Genomic DNA, 16,314 nt, shown 5'->3' on the forward strand with positions numbered 1-16,314 from the left:
CGCGGGGACCTGTTTGTGGGCAGACTGCGCGTATGACCGTTGAGGAAGCGCCGGACGTGCAGGTTCCCGACGAGGGCCCCTTCGACTACGACCTCGTCGTCATCGGCACCGGGCCCGGTGGTCAGAAGGCGGCGATCGCGGCCGCGAAGCTCGGGCACAAGGTCGCGATCATCGAGCGTCGGCACATGATGGGCGGCGTCTCGGTCAACACCGGCACCATCCCCAGCAAGACGCTGCGCGAGGCCGTCATGTACCTGACAGGCATGGCGCAGCGGGAGGTCTACGGCGCGAGCTACCGCGTGAAGTCCGACATCACGATGGACGACCTGTTCGCGCGCACGCACCACGTGATCGGTCGCGAGATCGAGGTCATCCGCGCTCAGCTGCTGCGCAACCACGTGGACATCCTCAACGGCACGGGATCGTTCGTCGACGCCCACACCCTCGCCGTGACCGAGGAGGAAGCGGTCCACCCGACGCTGATCACCGCGAGGTTCGTCGTCATCGCCACCGGGTCCAAGCCGCACCGGCCGGACACCGTGGGTTTCGACGAACGCACCATCCTCGACTCGGACGGCGTGCTCGCGCTGGAGACCGTCCCGGGGTCGATGGTCGTCGTCGGCGCAGGGATCATCGGCATCGAGTACGCGTCGATGTTCGCGGCGCTCGGCACGCGCGTGACGGTCATCGACCAGCGCCCGGCGATGCTCGAGATGTGCGACCCCGAGGTTGCGGAGTCGCTCAAGTTCCACCTGCGCGACCTGTCGGTGTCGTTCCGCTTCGGTGAAACGGTGGCCGGTGTCGAGAGCAACGGGCGGGGCACCGTCACCCGCCTGGCCTCGGGCAAGCGCATCGCCGCGGACGCGGTCATGTACTCGGCCGGCCGGCAGGGGCAGACCGACTCGCTCAAGCTCGCGAACGCCGGCCTGAGCGCCGACTCCCGCGGCCGCATCAAGGTCGACGACCAGTACCGGACCGAGGTGCCGAACATCTTCGCCGTGGGGGACGTCATCGGGTTCCCCGCGCTCGCGGCGACGAGCATGGACCAGGGCCGGCTGGCCGCGTACCACGCGTTCGGCGAGCCCGCCCGCGAGCTGCAGTCGGTGCAGCCCATCGGCATCTACACGATCCCCGAGATCTCCTACTGCGGTCGCACCGAGGAGGAGCTCACCACCGCGTCCGTGCCGTACGAGGTGGGCGTCGCGCGCTACCGCGAGCTGGCGCGCGGGCAGATCGTCGGCGACTCCTACGGGATGCTCAAGCTGCTGGTGCACATCGACACCCGCGAGCTGCTGGGCGTGCACATCTTCGGGACGTCGGCCACCGACCTCGTGCACATCGGCCAGGCGATCATGGCGTGCGGCGGGACCGTCGACTACCTCGTCGACACGGTCCTCAACTACCCGACCCTGTCCGAGGCGTACAAGGTGGCCGCCCTCGACGCGACGAACAAGATCCGTCAGGTGGCCCGCTTCAGCCAGTAAGACGTCACGCAACGGCAACAAGATCGCACTTCAGGACCGTCACCGGGTTGCCGATGTCCTTGTCACGATGAACACGACTCCTCAGGGCTGGTACCGCGACCCCGCGGACCAGTCACGCGTGCGATGGTTCGACGGCCAGGCGTGGACGGCGAGCAGCCGCCCTGCGCCCGAACCCGGCTCGGCCCCGCTCCCGCCGCCTGCCGCCGACGCGACCGGTGCCGCGGCGCAGGCTCGGGCGCGCACCGCCGTTGCCACGATGCCCGCGCGCGCCGACTCGGTGCCCACCCCTCACCCGCCCGTCCCGATGGTCATCCCCCTCCTCGAGCCCGACGAGCCCGACGAGTGGGACGACTATGAGGACGAGCCGGTCGCCGAGCCGGCCACTCCCGAGCCCGAGCCGGAGGCCCCTGAGCCTGTCGCTCCGCAGCCCGTCGCCCCGCAGTACGTCGCACCCGCTGAACTGCCGCCGTACGTCCAGCCTCAGCCCGGCCAGGGGTACGCACCGGCCCCGGTCGGACCGCAGCACTTCCTGCCCCCCGGGGGTGCCGCGCCGTACGGCGCCGCCTATGCGCCGAGCCAGCCGGAGGAGCTCCCGCCATACGTGGCGCAGTCGCCTGCGATGCCGTTCGGTCAGGCGCCCGCCGCCTACGCGCCACCCACCGCCGGCTACGCACCACCTCAGGCCGCCTATGGACCGCCTCCCGCCGGTTACGCGGCGCCGGGGCCCGGGTTCGGCCAGGCCGGACCCGGATGGCCGGGGACCCAGCCGTGGGCGGAGGAGCCGGCGAAGAAGAACACCGGAAAGATCGTGCTCATCGTCCTGGCGTCGGTGCTGGTCGGGATGGTGATGCTCGGGATCCTCGCGTCCATCGCGATCCCGGTGTTCCTGAACCAGAGGGCCAAGTCGACGGCAACTGGCCTGGACGGCGTGACGTGCGAACAGGTGGCCGACTACGCGGTGCAGGTCTCCGCGGCCGGGCAGTCGCAGGGTGCTGGTCCGCTCGTGTCGATGACCGCGGTGACGCTCATCCAGGACAACCGCGGCACCGTCAAGGTGCCCAGCGCGGGCTCCGACCCGGCGTTCGTCCTGAGCTGCTCGGGTACCGGCACCAAGCCGGACGGCACGACCGCGCCGGTCACCGCCAACCTCTACATCGACTCCACCACCCAGCAGCTGGTCGCCTACGCCTGGGACCAGTGACCCGCGACCGACCATGAACGATGCGGCACCCGGGTGGTACCCGGACCCCAAGGACGCGTCCCAGCTGCGCTGGTTCGACGGTCGGTTCTGGACCGATCAGCAGGGCGAGACCCCGCCGCCGGCCCCGCCGACACGGCGCACCGGCCTGCTGGTCAGCGCGGGGATCGCCGCGGGCGTGGTCGTCCTTGGGGTGCTGGTCGCCGCCGCCGTGCCGGTGTACAAGCAGGAGCACGAGCGGGCCCGGCTCGAGTCCGTCACGTCGATGTCCTGCGACGACGTCGCCGACGAGGCCGTCGAGCTCGGTCGCACCGAGAAGGAGCTCGCTCCTCTGGAGTCCGTCGCGAGCACGGCCGTCGCCCGCGACGACCGAGACGTCGTCCGGATCCCGGCACCCGGTGCCGAGGCGTTCGTCATGAGCTGCAGCGGCATGGGCACCCGGCCGGACGGCTCCGTCGCCCCGCTGACCATCGACCTGTACATCGACCACGAGCGCACGCACCTGCTCTGGTACACCTGGCAGACCTGAGGCCGGATCCCTTGGTTGGCCTGCTACGTCGAGCACATCCCTGCCGAGCGAGGCCGTTGTCGTTGAGTCCAGATCAGGATGGCCCGCCCCGTGCTCGGGGCGGGCCATCCTGTTCTCGCGGATGTTCGGACCGCTACGCGAGCGCCTCGCTGATGAAGGCGACGGCCTGTGCGACGGCAGCCTTCGCCGCATGAGTGGTGTGCAGGCTGTTCACCATGACGAAGTCGTGCACGATTCCCTGGTAGCGCACAGCGGTGACCGCCACGCCCGCCTCGCGCAGCTTGGCCGCGTATGCCTCGCCCTCGTCACGCAGCACGTCGGCCTGTCCGGTGATGACGAGCGCCTGCGGTAGACCGGTCAGCTGTTCGACCGTCGCGCGCAGGGGGGACGCGGTGACCTGGGCGCGGTCGTCCTCGCTGGTCGTGTACTGGTCCCAGAACCACTTCATGCCCTCACGGGTGAGGAAGTAGCCCTCCTCGAACTCGTGGTAGCTGTCGGTGTCGAACGCCGCATCGGTCACGGGGTAGAACAGCACCTGTGCGGCCAGGTCGACCCCGCCGCGTTCTTTGGCGAGGAGCGTCAGCGCTGCGGTCATGTTGCCACCGACCGAGTCGCCGACAGCCGCCAGACGCGAGCCGTCGAGACCCTTCGCCGCCCCGTCGGTGACGATCCACTGCGCGGTCGCCCAGACCTGTTCCAGTGCGTGGGGATAGCGAACCTCTGGCGAGCGGTCGTACTCGGGGAAGACGACGGCGGCGCCCGTGCCGACGGCGAGGTCGCGCACGAGACGGTCGTGCGTGTGGGCATCACCGAAGACCCAGCCTGCGCCGTGCGTGTACAGGACGACCGGAAGGGCCCCGACCGCGCCCTGCGGCTTGACGATGCGCACCTTCACGGAACCTGTCGGGCCGCCGGGTATCTCGGCCCATTCCTCGTCGACATCAGGCTTCCAGATGGCTTCGTCCTGGACGCCGTCGACGGCCTTGCGTCCCACCTCGGGTGACAGCTGGTAGAGGAACGGGGGCTCGCTGGTGGCGTCGACGAACGCCTGCGCGGCCGGCTCGAGGACGATGTTCAAGGGGTTACCACTCATGGTCTGATTCCTGTCCGGTTCTGGTGTTCAGGCCGCGGTCTCGCGGACTGCCTTCTCGATCACGTCGGCGACCTCCCGAGGGTGCGTCTGCATCACCAGGTGGGGTGCATCGAGCTCGATGACCTCGCGCAGGCCGGCCCGCTGGTACCCGAACCGCTCGACGTCCGGGTTGATGGTGTGGTCGGCGGCGGAGACGATCCCCCATCCGGGCTTCGTCTTCCAGGCCGCGGCCGAGGCAGGCTCGCCGAACGCGGCGCCGGAGAGCGGGCGCTGCGACACCGCGAGGACTTCCGCAGCTCGCGGATCGACGCCGGCGGCGAACACGGCGGGGAACGCGTCGATCTCGACCGAGACGTCCGTGCCGGGATCGCCGCCAGCGACCGGGTACGGCGTGTAGACGAGGTTGGCGGCGAGATCCGAGTCCGGGAAGCCGCCCTGCAGCTGGCCGAGGCTCTCGCCCACGTCGAGCACGTAGCCGGAGACGAAGACGAGTGCGGTGACCTGATCGGCCTCTCCGGCGACGCCGATCACCGCGCCTCCGTAGGAGTGGCCGGCGAGCACGACGGGTCCGTCGATGTGCTCGACGAACGCACGCACGGAGGCCGCGTCCTGCGACAGGCTGCGGTTGTAGATCGGCGGGACGAAGACGGTGTGCCCGCGATCGAGCAGTTCGCGGGTCACCGGCGCCCAGCTCGCCGCGTCAGCGAAGGCGCCATGGACGAGGACGATGGTGGGGGTGGTCGTCGTGCCAGAGGTGGTTGCCATGGCCCCGACGCTACGAGCGGGCTCCGGCCGGAACTACCGCCAGGTGGCCGTATCGTCCTTCGCCGTGGCGGCCAGCTCGACCCGGCCGTTCACCCCGAGCTTCGCGTACACGCTGGACAGGTGCATCTTCACCGTGCTGCGTGCGATGAAGACGCGAGCGGCGATCTCGGGGTTGGTCAGACCCTCCGCGGCCAGCTCGGCGACGCGACGCTCGATCGGGGTCAGGCTCGGCCACCCGGACTCCGGACGCCGCCGCGGTCCTCGACTGCGGAGCGCGTAGTCGGCAGCCTCGCCGATCGAGAGAGCCTGACCATCGCGCCAGGCCCGGTCGTACGACTCGTCGCCCGCGAGGTCTCGGCCTCGCCGGTCCACCGCCGCCCAGCGTGCCGGCGCAGGCGGGACCCGGAGGAGATGGTGCTGGTCGCGCACTGCGGACGTCGCCCCGAGGTAGCGCGCGGCTCGTTCCGGATCGCCCTGCTCGACGGCGATCGCGCCCAAGGTCTCCAGCGCGTCCACGCAGGCCAACCACCAGCCCGCCGCCGCAAGGACCGCTAGCCCTGCCTTGGCGGTGCGCTCGGCGTAGTCGGTCTCGCCTCGCAGCAGGGCTGCCTCGGCGAGCCCGACGCTTGCGATCCCCGCATGCCTCGAGCTCGGCGCGGATGCGGCTACCCCTGCCAGGGCACGGGCGTGAGTCTCGACCAGGTCGGCGTCGCCGCGGCACAGTCCGATGGCGATGTAGCTGTGGTGGCGTTCGTACCGCAGGGCGAGCGTCGGGATGCCCTCGTCCATGGCGGTCAGCTGTCGTTCTGCGGCGGCTGGGTCTCCGGCGGCGAGCGACGCGATCGCTACCGCCGCGAGCATGCCGCCCTCCGCCATCGTGAGCTGCTCGCGCCGGACGATCGCCAGCTGCTCGGACGCGCGAGCGAGCGCCTCGGAGCTCCGGCCCGTGCGCGCGTCGACGATCGACTGGGTGGCGTGCGCCGCAGTCCGGGAGTACTCGTCCTCACCGCCGTCGACGGCGAGTGCGCGAGCGGCGTACGCCTGCGCTTCAGGGATGCGGCCCGCCCACAGCGCGGAGAGGCCCGCGGTATAGAGGATCCAGCGCAGATTGAAGGCGTAGTTGAGCCCCTCGGTGACGCGGAGCGCCTCCGGAAGTGCGGATTCGAGGGCGTCGAGGTCCGTGCGCAGGTGCGCGCTCATGCAGACGTGCAGAAGCGCGTCGCTGAGGCAGACGAGGTCGCCGGCCTCGCGGGCGAGACCGATCGCCCGGCCCAGCGGCACCAGCACGCCCGAGGGATCGACGAGACACCGCTGACTGGCCTCACGTGTGATCGCCACCGCCAGCGCTCGCGCGTCGCCGGTCGCCTCCGCCATCTCGACCGCCGCCACGGCTGCCTTGCGGCCCGCCACGAAGTCGCCGCGCGCTGTCGACGCCACCGAGAACCGCTCCATCGCGAGCGCTCGCTGCGGCGACGGTACGTCCGGCGTCGCCTCCAGCGCCCGGCGCGCGGCAAGGGCGGCTTCAGCGAAACGACCGCTCCGGCTCCAGAAGTTGCCCAGACTGGCCACGATCGTCAGGGCGTCCGGGTGCTCGACCGAGGCCGCGTGATCCAGCGCCCGGAGGACGTTCGGCATCTCGGGAGCCAGCCGCCGGTGGCCCTCGGACGAGAACGCCCAGTTCTCCTCGTCGCAGCGCTGGGCGAGCTCCAGGAACACGCGCCGATGACGTGACCGAAGGACCTCACGTTCGGCCGGGTCGAGCAGCTCTTCGGCGTACTGCCGCACGAACTCCGGGAAGTGATATCGCGTCGTCGAGTCACCGGCATAGATGACCAGCAGCGAATTGTCGACGAGCTCCGTCAGGCCATCGAGCACAGGCCGCTCGCACACGGCACCGGCAGCGACCAGCGTGAAGCTGTCCGCAAACACCGACAGCTCGGCGAAGAGTGCGCGGTACTCGGGGTCGAGCAGCCTGAGGCTGAGGTCGAGCGAGGCCCGCATCGACCTGTGTCGCGCACTCGTGTGACGGGGTGCACCGCCGAGGATCGTGAGGCGATCGACGAGGCCGTCGGCAATCTCACGCGCCGACATCACACGCATGCGCGCCGCCGCCAGCTCGATCGCCAGGGGGATGCCGTCGAGGCCTTCGACGATCCTCCGGACATCGTCGAGGGCCGCCCCCTCGAGGCTGCCGCGCCGAGCCCGCGACGCGCGATCGAGGAACAGCAGCGCCGCCTCGGACGGCGTCGCCTCGTCGTCGCGCGTGGTCAGCGACAGCGAGGGGACCGGCACGACCGTCTCCTCGGGCCTGCCGAGCACGATGCGACTCGTGGCAATGACCCGCACCCCGGGACATTCGCGCACGATCACGCCGGCGATCTCGGAGACTCCGTCCACCAGGTGCTCGCAGTTGTCCAGGACGACATACCCGCCGACCTCGCGCAGACGTTGGGTGACGCCATCCAGCGTCGCGGCCAGGCCGGTCAGCCCGACGGCCGCGGCGACGGCCGGAACAACCAGCTCGGCATCGCCCAGGGAGGCGAGCTCGGCGACGTGGACGGGTCCGGCACCGTCCTCGCGCAAGCGACGTGCGACTTCCGCGACGAGCCGTGTCTTGCCGATCCCGCCGATGCCGGTCAACGTGACCAGACGTGTCGCGCGCTCGTCCGAGAGCATCCCGACGAGCGACGTGATCTCCTCGACCCGCCCGACGAAGGGCGTCGCCGGCACCGAGCGAGACGAGGGTGACCCTGACACACCGCGAAGATACCCAACCTCGGTCCGACGGTTGGGTCGTGGTCAGGATTCGCTCCGGCCGCCGCGACCGCGACCCTCCACCGAAGGCCCGCGTCCGGACCCCTCGTCTGGGACGACGCCCAGATTCGGGTACGCTGTGCGTGCTTCAGGAGGCATCGGACCCCTACGTGGGACGGGATCGCCTCCCGCGGCCGGGAGGATTCGCCTAGTGGCCTATGGCGCACGCTTGGAAAGCGTGTTGGGTGAAAGCCCTCGGGGGTTCGAATCCCCCATCCTCCGCCGGTCGAAGGGCCCGTGACCTGAATTTCGCAGGTTGCGGGCCCTTCGTCATGCTGTTGTGGTCCGTGGCCCGACCACTTCGAGCAGAGCCAGTCACGCAGGTCTCGGCGTTGATACCCACGGAGTCATTCGCCCGACTGGGCTACATCCCGGCCGGCGCGACCGGTTTACCGTGTCCGTCGTGGCTCGACTCCGGACGCTCACCAGACGCCGATCGGCGCGGGCAATGGGCGTCCACCGGTTTCCCCGCTTGCTTGCGATCTCGAGCGTCCTGGCGGCCTGCCTGGTCGCCTCCGGGTGCGGGGCGGGTTCCGGGTCCGGGCTGCCCCCGACGGCCGCCGCGACAGTCCGGGTCGGGCCGGTCGTCGACCCGCTCACACCGGACGGCTCAACGTGGGCGCAAGGACTGGATGAGCAACCGGCCGGGCAACTCCTCGACGACGCGCAGGTCGAGTCGGGGATCAGCATGCCGTGGAAGTTCCTCGGCTTCGGCGACACCCGCAGCGTCGTCGACGTCGCATTCGTCGCTGGCGACGGCGACTGCGTCACGCCGCTCGGGTTCGCAGCGACGACCGACGGCGACCATGTCGAGCTGCGCGCAGTGAGCGTCGTCGGCGCGTCGCGCGAGGCCTGTGCCGACCCCATCGTGCTCAGACGCGCGTCGGTCCAGCTCCCTGTGCCACTCGACAATGGGATCCAGCTCGAGCACGCCCCCGTCGAGCCGGACTGGAACTCACCCAGCGACTTCGACTAGGACGTGCCTCCCATGACGCGGAGTCGGCGACCTTGTCGGCAACTCAGCTGACGATCGTTGCGACGATCTCCTGCACGACGTCGGTGGTGGGCTTGTGAGTCGTGTCGATGAGTAGCTCAGCGGTGAAGCCGGCTCGGTCGAGCGTGCGCGCCAGTTCGGGGTGCCGCCGCGCGTGCCATTGCAGGGCCGCATCGTCACCGTCGTGCCGCCTGGCCAGTCGCGACAGCACTGCGTCGGGGGTTGCTGCCAATCGGACATGGAGCAACCTCTTGGAGGCAAGGGCAACTGCATTGCGTTCCAGGTCGTCGACGGTCTCGACGACGGCGGCGACGACGAGCACGCGTGCGCCGGCACGTCGGAAGTTTGAGGCGATCGCCTGCATGTTCCCCAGTGCCAGTGTCGTCTGAAATGGGTCGCCAAGCGGCGCCGGCCACGAGCGACGCAACCAGTCGACGTCGATGACCGCGCCGGGAATGCTGCGTTGTCTCAACTCGGCTCCGAGTCCCTCGGCGGTTGTCGTCTTCCCGGTGCCGACGCTGCCGTTGATCAGAACGGCGTCGAACGTCGTGATGGGCATTGCCCAACGGTATCGGCGTCAGGGCGTGTCGCCCGATAGGCGAACCCAGGTGAGAATCGCGCACAACGTGGCGCCAGCCCGGTAGGTGATGGCGACTTTTGTCGAATCTGGTCGCGATGCCGCGCCACTGCTTGGCTAGGGCGAAGAACCGCTCGACGACGCTGCGACCCTTGTATCCGTCGGTGGCCGAACCGGGTGGGCACTCAGTGGAGCGTGACGAGCTCCCGGTCATGATCGTCGAAGCCGAACAGCGTGCCGCCGGCCGCGCCCACGTGGCTGATGCCAGTTGGGAGCTCTGTCCGGAACGCCTCGCGTCCATCGGAGAAGTCGTAGGCGATCAGCTCCGGGTTGCCCCGCGCCGAGACCGCGTCGAACCCGACGAGCACGTGCCGGCCGTCGGTCATGACCGTCGTCGGTCGTACGCCGTCCTCGTCCTTGGTGCGCCAGAGCTCTTTGCCGGTGTGGCCCTCGACTGCGATGACCCGTGGACCGGCGAGGACGTACACGCGGCCGCGAACGACGATGGCGCTCGTGCCGGAGCTCCCCGAGAACGTCGTGCCGTCCAGAGCCCATCGCTGCGCCCCCGAGTCGGTGTCGCCGCCGTACAGCTGCGGTCCGACGGTCAGCATGAGCCCCGGGATGCTGGCGTCGTCGACCGTCACGTCGACCGGCACGCCGTCGAACGTCTGGTCTCCTGCGGTCTGAGCGTTGGGGGCCAGCAGCGTGGTCTGGGTGCCGCCGGTGGCAGCCGACGGCCCCGAAAAGGTCAGGCGCTGGGTGAGCGGATCGACCCGCCAACCCCCGGACGGGCTGGCCTCGACCCCACCGTCTCGAACGGGGGTGCCGTCGGTGGCGAACACCCACCTCTGGCCGGACGAGGTGTCTGCGGCGATCAGGCCGCTCGCCCGCTGCACGCGCGTGACGGCGTTCGCCGTCACCTGCGGCCCGGCGTACCCGAAGCTCCACCGTTCGGCGCCCGTCGCCATGTCCCGGCCGTCGATGACCGACTCCGTCGCTGTGCCCGACCCGACGACGACCAGTCCGGAGAACACCGCGATGCTCTGCGCCCCAGGCGACGCCCACTGCGCGGTGACGGAGCCGTCCGCCGCGTCGAGCACGACGATGCTCATCGCCGGTAGCCCCTCCGGCGGAAGAGAGGCGTCCGGCAAGGGGGCGACACCGTTGGGGACCAGGCACACGACGTGGGTCGCGCTCACGACGGGTGTCCCCGGTGCGTTGTCGGCCACGCACCTGCTGGACCCGACCGTGACGCCTTGCCCGGCTTCGGGGGAACGGCCGCTGCTCAGCCGTGTCGACCAGCCCGGTCGACCGTCGAGACCGCCCCACTGGAAGATCTCCGAACCGTCCGCATGCACCGCGACGAACCCGCCGTCCGTACCGAGGGCGAGGCCCGCCGCCTCACCCGGGTAGCGATCCCCGACGACGAGGTCCCGATCGACCGGTGCCACGACCCCCGGAAGGCCCGCCAGCCTGGCGTCCGAGGCCTCTTGGCGTGCGTGGATCACCCACAGCGCAATGCCGAGTGCGACCACGACTCCCGTGGCACCCGCAGCGCTCGTCCTGAGCCCTGGCCGTGGAATGCGCCACCCACGGCCCTGCGCCGGGCGGTGCGCGGGAACCGGGTCGACCTCGTCCTCGAGGAGCTCGACCTCCTGCATCCCCTGCCCTCGCATGGTGGGACCCTACCGAGGCACCGCCCCCAGCGACCGACGAGCGGACCGCCCAGCTCGCCAATGGCCCGGAGAACGCTCGGACACTTGGCAAGTGCGTTGGATGAAAGCCCTTGGGGGTTCGAATCCCCCATCCTCCGCCGGTCGAAGGGCCCGTCACCTGCGTGCCGGGCCCTCCGTCTTCGCCACCCTGAGACGCGTGATTGCGCCGGGACGAGGCACCTGACAGGGTCGACCGATGCTCAACGAGGTGGCCGACGGCGTCTGGGTCCGGCAGAGCGCCTGGGTCTGGAGCAACACCGTCGTGGTCCGCGGCGAGGACGGGCTGATCCTGGTCGACCCCGGCATCGAGGGCGCCGAGCTGGACCAGCTCGGCGACGACCTCGACGCGCTCGGCCTTCCGGTCGTCGCCGGGTTCTCCACCCATCCCCACTGGGACCACCTGCTCTGGCACCCCCGGTTCGGCGATGTCCCGCGCTACGCCACCACCGCCGCCGCCGAGTTCGCCGGAGGCGTGCGGGATCGGGCGCAGGCGATGGCGCAGGAGGCCGCGTCGGGGATCCCGCTCGAGCTGATCGGGCTGACCACCGCGCTGCCCACGGACGGGGGGCCCGTGCCGGGCGAGGTCATCGAGCACGAGGCGCACGCCATCGGGCACGCCGCGGTCCTCCTCGCGGACCGTGGCGTCCTGATCGCCGGCGACATGCTGTCCGACGTCCTGATCCCGCTCCTCGACTTTCGTCGGCCCGATCAGGTGAGCGCCTACGAGACGGCGCTCGACCGGTTGGGTGAGGCGACGCGGCACGTCCAGGTCCTGGTGCCCGGGCACGGCGCGGTCGCCGAGGGTCTCGAGGTGGCCGACCGGCTCGTCGTCGACCGTGCGTACATCGATGCGCTGCGGCGAGGAGACGAACCCGCCGACGCGCGTCTGGAGCGAGAATGGCTTGCCGGACCGCACCGGTCGAACCTGGAGCAGGCCAGGCAGTCCACCGCATGAACCTCGGGAGAACCATGAATACCCGCCCCTCGGTCCTGTTCGTCTGCGTCCACAACGCCGGCCGTTCCCAGATGGCCGCGGGCTTCCTCACCGCGCTGTCCGGAGGCCAGGTCGAGGTGCGCTCCGCCGGGTCCATGCCGGCGGACCAGGTCAACGGCGTAGCGGTCGAGGCGATGGCCGAGGTCGGCGTCGACATCCGCGCCGAGCAGCCCAAGGTGCTGACCACCGAGGCGGTGCAGGCCTCCGACGTGGTGGTGACGATGGGCTGCGGTGACGCGTGCCCGTACTTCCCCGGCAAGCGCTACGAGGACTGGGTGCTGGAGGACCCGGCCGGCCAGGGTATCGATGCCGTCCGCCCGATCCGCGACGAGATCCGGGCGCGGGTGCTCACGCTGCTGGGCGAGCTGAGTGTCGCCCCTGTCGCGAGTCCCTGACCTGGCCTTATGGTGGCGGCGAGCTCGGCGCCCGCACTGCCCACGGAGGTCTCGTGCCCCACCTCATGCCGGAGTCGATGCGCGGCTACCAGCGCGCCTGGTTGTCGCGGGACGTCATCGCGGGCGTGACGCTGGCGGCCGTCGCGATCCCGGAGACCATGGGGTACACGTCGATCGCGCAGACGCCGGTCGTCACCGGCCTCTACACGGTGATCTTCCCGACGATCGTGTTCGCGCTGCTCGGCTCGTCGCGACTCCTCGTCGTCGGCGCGGACTCGGCCACGGCGGCGATCCTCGGCGCGGGACTGGCCGGCCTCGGCATCGCGGGGCTGCAGCCGAGCTCGGCGGAATGGGTCGCCTGGACGAGCCTCGTGGCGCTGGTCTGCGGCGGCCTCCTCGTCCTCGCCCGCCTGCTCAAGCTCGGTTTCCTGGGCGACTTCCTGAGCGCGTCGGTGCTCGTCGGCTTCCTCACCGGGGTCGGGATCCAAGTGTTCACGGGGCAGATCCCGCAGATGCTCGGCATCCCGAAGGGGTCGGGGCGTTGGTTCGAGCAGCAGTGGTGGATGCTCACGCACGTGTCCGACGCGGACGCCTGGACGGTCGGGTTCGCCGCGGGGACGCTGCTGCTGATCATCGGCTTCAAGCGGTTCGCACCGAAGGTGCCGGGCGCCGTCGTCGCCGTCGTGGTGTCGATCGTCATCTCCGCGACGCTGCACGCCTCGACGCACGGTGTGGCGGTCGTCGGCGCCGTCCAGGGCGGGTTCCCGCCTCTCGGCCTGCCGGGCGGCATCACCTGGAGCGACGTGCCCAAGGTCCTGGGGATCGCGGTCGCGTGCTTCGTCCTCATCATCGCCCAGAGCGCCGCGACCTCCCGCAGCTTCGCCCTGAAGCACAGCCAGCGCGTCGACGTGAACCGCGACATCGTCGGTCTCGCGGGCGCCAACCTCATGGCCGGTCTCAGCGGCACGTTCGTGGTGAACGGCAGCCCCACCAAGACCCAGATCCTCGACCAGGAGAAGGGCCGCACGCAGGTCGCCAACATCACGATGTCGCTGGTCGTGCTGGTCGTCGTGCTCTTCTTCACCGGCGCGCTCACCGACATGCCCGTTGCCGTGCTCGCCGCGATCGTCTTCTGGATCGGCATCGGCCTGATCGACGTCGCCGGCCTGCGACGCATCGGCGCCGCCCGTCCCAGCGAGCTCGTGATCGCCCTGGTCACCGCGGTCGTCGTGTTCGTGGTCGGCGTCGAGCAGGGCATCGTCCTCGCGATCGCGCTCTCGATCGTCGAGATCGTCCGCCGGGCCTACGCACCCAAGAACTTCCTCGTCGGCGTCGACAACGAGGGTCACCCGACATACACGGTGGCCAAGCGCGGGGGCCAGAGCCTGCCCGGCCTGATCGTCTTCCGCTACGACGCCGAGCTGTTCTACGCCAACGCCAGCCGGTTTGCCGACGACGTGCAGAACCTCATCGCGACGGCACCCGACCCGGTGCGGTGGCTCGTCCTGGACTGCTCGGCGATGAGCGACATCGACTACTCCGCGGGCGTGACCCTCGCCGAGCTCATCCAGGCGGTGCACGCCAGCGGTGGCGTGTTCGCGATCGCCGGCGCCGACCCGTCCCTCCTGGCCACCCTCAGGCAGTACGGCACGCTGGCCGACTTCAACAACGCCCACATCTTCTCGACCATCGACGACGCGGTCGCGGAGTTCCGCAACAGTTCGAACATTGACAGTTAGATGTCTAACAGTTAGAGTTCTGAGCATGGACGCACCAGAGAACGCCTTCACCACCATCCTCGGGCTGGTCCGCTGGCTCGGATGGGCTCAGATGAAGGCCGGCGAGGACTGGATCCGCGAGCGCGAGCTCAGCCACAGCCAGGCCTTCGCCCTCGGCTACCTGGTGCAGAACCCCGGTTCGATCCAGCGCGACATCGCCGAGACCACCCGGACGAGCGCCGCGAGCGTCTCGAGCCTCCTGCAGGGGCTCGAGCGGCGCGGACTGGTCGAACGCCGCACGGACCCGGAGAACGAGCGGACCAAGCGCGTGTACGCCACTCCGGCCGGGATCGAGCTCATCGCCGGTTTCGACGCCGCCATAGCGGCCGCCGACGAGTCGATCCTCGCCCCCTTGGACGCCACCGAGCGCGCTGCACTGCACGCCCTGCTCAGCAAGATCACCGCGGAGCTGCCCCGACCGACCCGGTAGGGCACCCGCACCACCACCTCAGAACTCTCGCCGCGCCGGCGCTCGTCGGCGTGCGCTCGGACCTGCCCGGAAGGGAGCAGTCATGAGCACCCTCGAACTCACCTCGCCGGAGGCGGACACGGTCGGCACAAGCACCGTCGGCACCAACCGCTGGTACCTCTCGGCCGCGCCGATCGTCCGCGCCCTCGTGCACCTGTGCGTGCCGATGGCAGCGGCGCTGATCGTCGGCGCCGTCTACAACCTCATCAACGCGGGCTTCATCGGCTCGCTGCACGACTCCTCGCTGTTGGCCGCGGTCACGTTCGGCGCGCCCATCCTCGGCCTGGTCATGGCCGTCGGCGGCGTGTTCGGTGTCGGCGGCGGCGCGCTGATCTCGCGGCTGCTCGGTGCCGCGGAGGCGGACCCCGCGCAGGCCGCGCAGATCAAGCGCGTCTCGTCATTCGCCGTCTGGGGATCCGTGATCACCGGTGCACTGCTCGGTGCGCTCGGGCTGCTGTTCCTCGACCCGCTCGTCTCCCTGCTGGGTGCCGACGCCGCCGCGGTGCCCGCTACGCGCGCCTTCGTCGGCGTCATGCTCGCCTTCGTCCCGGTGCTCGCCGCCGCGTTCTGCCTCGAGCAGCTCGTGCGGGCCGAGGGCGCCGCGCGCCAGGTGATGGTCGCGCTGATCGCGTCCACCGTGGCCAACCTGGTCCTGGACGTCGTCTTCATCCTCGTCCTGCACTGGGGCGTCGCCGGTGCGGCCCTGGCGATGGGCCTGTCGAACCTCGGCGTCGTCGCCTACTTCGTCACCTGGCTGCAGCGGCGCAGCGACCACATGAGCGTCGCACCACGGTGCTTCACGCTCTCCCCGACCGTGCTGAAGCCCGTCTTCGGGGTGGGCATCAGCGAGCTGCTGCAGGCCGGCTTCCTCATCGTCACGTCGCTGGTTCTCAACAACCTCGCGGTGGCCTACGGCGACGGCGCGCTCGCCGCCATGGGGGTCGCGGTCCGCATCGCCCAGATCCCGGAGTTCCTGGTCATGGGCATCACCCTCGGCGTCCTACCGCTGCTCGCCTACTCGTTCGGCAAGGGCGACCGGGCGCGCCTCGCCTCGGCGCTGCGGGTGTCGGCGATCGCGGTCGGCGGCATCACGCTCGTCTTTGCGACGACGATCCTGATCTTCCGCGACCAGGTGTTCTCGGCCTTCGTCGCCGATCCCGCCGTCCTGACCGTCGGCGTGACCATCCTCGCCGCCCAGCTCGTCGCCATGGTCGCGAACGGCTTCGCCGGCCTGCTCACCTCGCTGTTCCAGGCGACCGGCCGGGCCCTGCCCGCCACCGTCATGTCCGTGACGCAGGGCGTGCTCTTCATCCCCGTCGTGCTGCTGGGCAACCTGTGGTTCGGACTCGCCGGCATCATCTGGGCGCTGACCGTCACCGAGGCCGCCGTGCTCGTGGTGGGCGTCGTGATGCTGCTGGTCTCGCGCCGGGCCATCGGCCGCGGTCTCGCGGAGGGCAGCCCGGAGCGCGCGGATGCCGCACTCGAAGGCTGACCGGATCGAGGGCGCCC

At 70.5% G+C, this 16,314-nt stretch carries 14 protein-coding genes, 1 tRNA gene and 1 pseudogene; 10 read left to right on the forward strand and 6 right to left on the reverse strand.

The genetic code is table 11. The features are described from left to right. Window positions 1-32: 32 nt before the first annotated feature. From sthA to ACPPVS_RS16930, 3 genes are all read left to right on the forward strand, one after another. A complete protein-coding gene (gene sthA / locus ACPPVS_RS16920) occupies window positions 33-1,484 on the forward strand; it encodes a Si-specific NAD(P)(+) transhydrogenase (protein WP_426593394.1) in 1,452 nt (483 codons plus the stop codon). Window positions 1,485-1,551: 67 nt separating this feature from the next. Then, entirely contained in the window at window positions 1,552-2,685 is a 1,134-nt protein-coding gene (locus ACPPVS_RS16925; protein WP_426593395.1) for a DUF2510 domain-containing protein, read from the forward strand. 13 nt (window positions 2,686-2,698) lie between these two features. Then, window positions 2,699-3,211, forward strand: a complete 513-nt coding sequence (locus ACPPVS_RS16930; protein WP_426593396.1) for a DUF2510 domain-containing protein — start codon at window positions 2,699-2,701, stop codon at window positions 3,209-3,211. Window positions 3,212-3,344: 133 nt separating this feature from the next. Here the strand turns inward: ACPPVS_RS16930 and ACPPVS_RS16935 are convergent, their stop codons facing one another. The 3 genes from ACPPVS_RS16935 to ACPPVS_RS16945 are packed head-to-tail and all read right to left on the reverse strand — an operon-like array spanning window position 3,345 to window position 7,799. Then, window positions 3,345-4,304 (reverse strand): alpha/beta hydrolase, encoded by a 960-nt coding sequence (locus tag ACPPVS_RS16935; protein ID WP_426593397.1) that lies wholly within the window; start codon window positions 4,302-4,304, stop codon window positions 3,345-3,347. A gap of 27 nt (window positions 4,305-4,331) precedes the next feature. Beyond that, window positions 4,332-5,069, reverse strand: coding sequence for an esterase/lipase family protein (locus tag ACPPVS_RS16940; protein ID WP_426593398.1), 738 nt, complete (start codon window positions 5,067-5,069; stop codon window positions 4,332-4,334). A gap of 33 nt (window positions 5,070-5,102) precedes the next feature. Beyond that, window positions 5,103-7,799, reverse strand: a complete 2,697-nt coding sequence (locus ACPPVS_RS16945; RefSeq protein WP_426593399.1) for a helix-turn-helix transcriptional regulator — start codon at window positions 7,797-7,799, stop codon at window positions 5,103-5,105. Window positions 7,800-8,020: 221 nt separating this feature from the next. On the opposite strand from ACPPVS_RS16945, the gene ACPPVS_RS16950 reads away from it, so the two are divergent. After that, window positions 8,021-8,105, forward strand: a tRNA-Ser gene (locus ACPPVS_RS16950). Between the two features lie 250 nt (window positions 8,106-8,355). Further along, a complete protein-coding gene (locus ACPPVS_RS16955) occupies window positions 8,356-8,859 on the forward strand; it encodes a hypothetical protein (RefSeq protein WP_426593400.1) in 504 nt (167 codons plus the stop codon). A gap of 43 nt (window positions 8,860-8,902) precedes the next feature. Here ACPPVS_RS16955 and ACPPVS_RS16960 read toward each other — a convergent pair whose 3' ends face one another. The 3 genes and pseudogenes from ACPPVS_RS16960 to ACPPVS_RS16970 all read right to left on the reverse strand — a co-directional run bounded on the left by ACPPVS_RS16960 (window position 8,903) and on the right by ACPPVS_RS16970 (window position 10,905). Next, window positions 8,903-9,436: an ATP-binding protein gene (locus ACPPVS_RS16960; RefSeq protein ID WP_426593401.1), complete on the reverse strand. Its 534-nt coding sequence runs from the start codon at window positions 9,434-9,436 to the stop codon at window positions 8,903-8,905. 18 nt (window positions 9,437-9,454) lie between these two features. Continuing rightward, window positions 9,455-9,635 (reverse strand): annotated as a pseudogene (locus ACPPVS_RS16965) (IS5/IS1182 family transposase); the annotation flags it as partial. 4 nt (window positions 9,636-9,639) lie between these two features. Beyond that, on the reverse strand, window positions 9,640-10,905 hold the full coding sequence (locus ACPPVS_RS16970; RefSeq protein WP_426593402.1) for a PQQ-binding-like beta-propeller repeat protein: 1,266 nt from the start codon (window positions 10,903-10,905) through the stop codon (window positions 9,640-9,642). Between the two features lie 460 nt (window positions 10,906-11,365). Between ACPPVS_RS16970 and ACPPVS_RS16975 the strand changes: the two genes are divergently transcribed. The 5 genes from ACPPVS_RS16975 (at window position 11,366) to ACPPVS_RS16995 (ending at window position 16,297) form a co-directional block, all read left to right on the forward strand. Next, window positions 11,366-12,124: an MBL fold metallo-hydrolase gene (locus ACPPVS_RS16975; protein ID WP_426593403.1), complete on the forward strand. Its 759-nt coding sequence runs from the start codon at window positions 11,366-11,368 to the stop codon at window positions 12,122-12,124. A 14-nt stretch (window positions 12,125-12,138) separates the two neighbouring features. Further along, window positions 12,139-12,558, forward strand: a complete 420-nt coding sequence (locus ACPPVS_RS16980) for an arsenate reductase ArsC (protein ID WP_426593404.1) — start codon at window positions 12,139-12,141, stop codon at window positions 12,556-12,558. A gap of 53 nt (window positions 12,559-12,611) precedes the next feature. Further along, window positions 12,612-14,297, forward strand: coding sequence for a SulP family inorganic anion transporter (locus ACPPVS_RS16985; protein WP_426593405.1), 1,686 nt, complete (start codon window positions 12,612-12,614; stop codon window positions 14,295-14,297). Window positions 14,298-14,322: 25 nt separating this feature from the next. Then, a complete protein-coding gene (locus tag ACPPVS_RS16990; RefSeq protein WP_426593406.1) occupies window positions 14,323-14,766 on the forward strand; it encodes a MarR family winged helix-turn-helix transcriptional regulator in 444 nt (147 codons plus the stop codon). An 82-nt stretch (window positions 14,767-14,848) separates the two neighbouring features. Continuing rightward, complete coding sequence (locus ACPPVS_RS16995; RefSeq protein WP_426593407.1) at window positions 14,849-16,297, forward strand: MATE family efflux transporter; 1,449 nt, start codon at window positions 14,849-14,851, stop codon at window positions 16,295-16,297. Window positions 16,298-16,314: the final 17 nt, after the last annotated feature.

It is taken from the genome of Cellulomonas sp. McL0617 (genome assembly GCF_049994875.1).
Classification (GTDB): domain Bacteria; phylum Actinomycetota; class Actinomycetes; order Actinomycetales; family Cellulomonadaceae; genus Cellulomonas.

What these genes read in the sequence shown, in the direction of transcription:
- sthA (WP_426593394.1), top strand. Translation starts at nt 33, where the DNA reads ATGACCGTTGAGGAAGCGCCGGACGTGCAGGTTCCCGACGAGGGCCCC.
- ACPPVS_RS16925 (WP_426593395.1), top strand. Translation starts at nt 1,552, where the DNA reads ATGAACACGACTCCTCAGGGCTGGTACCGCGACCCCGCGGACCAGTCA.
- ACPPVS_RS16930 (WP_426593396.1), top strand. Translation starts at nt 2,699, where the DNA reads ATGAACGATGCGGCACCCGGGTGGTACCCGGACCCCAAGGACGCGTCC.
- ACPPVS_RS16935 (WP_426593397.1), bottom strand. Translation starts at nt 4,304, where the DNA reads ATGAGTGGTAACCCCTTGAACATCGTCCTCGAGCCGGCCGCGCAGGCG.
- ACPPVS_RS16940 (WP_426593398.1), bottom strand. Translation starts at nt 5,069, where the DNA reads ATGGCAACCACCTCTGGCACGACGACCACCCCCACCATCGTCCTCGTC.
- ACPPVS_RS16960 (WP_426593401.1), bottom strand. Translation starts at nt 9,436, where the DNA reads ATGCCCATCACGACGTTCGACGCCGTTCTGATCAACGGCAGCGTCGGC.
- ACPPVS_RS16975 (WP_426593403.1), top strand. Translation starts at nt 11,366, where the DNA reads ATGCTCAACGAGGTGGCCGACGGCGTCTGGGTCCGGCAGAGCGCCTGG.
- ACPPVS_RS16980 (WP_426593404.1), top strand. Translation starts at nt 12,139, where the DNA reads ATGAATACCCGCCCCTCGGTCCTGTTCGTCTGCGTCCACAACGCCGGC.
- ACPPVS_RS16990 (WP_426593406.1), top strand. Translation starts at nt 14,323, where the DNA reads ATGGACGCACCAGAGAACGCCTTCACCACCATCCTCGGGCTGGTCCGC.
- ACPPVS_RS16995 (WP_426593407.1), top strand. Translation starts at nt 14,849, where the DNA reads ATGAGCACCCTCGAACTCACCTCGCCGGAGGCGGACACGGTCGGCACA.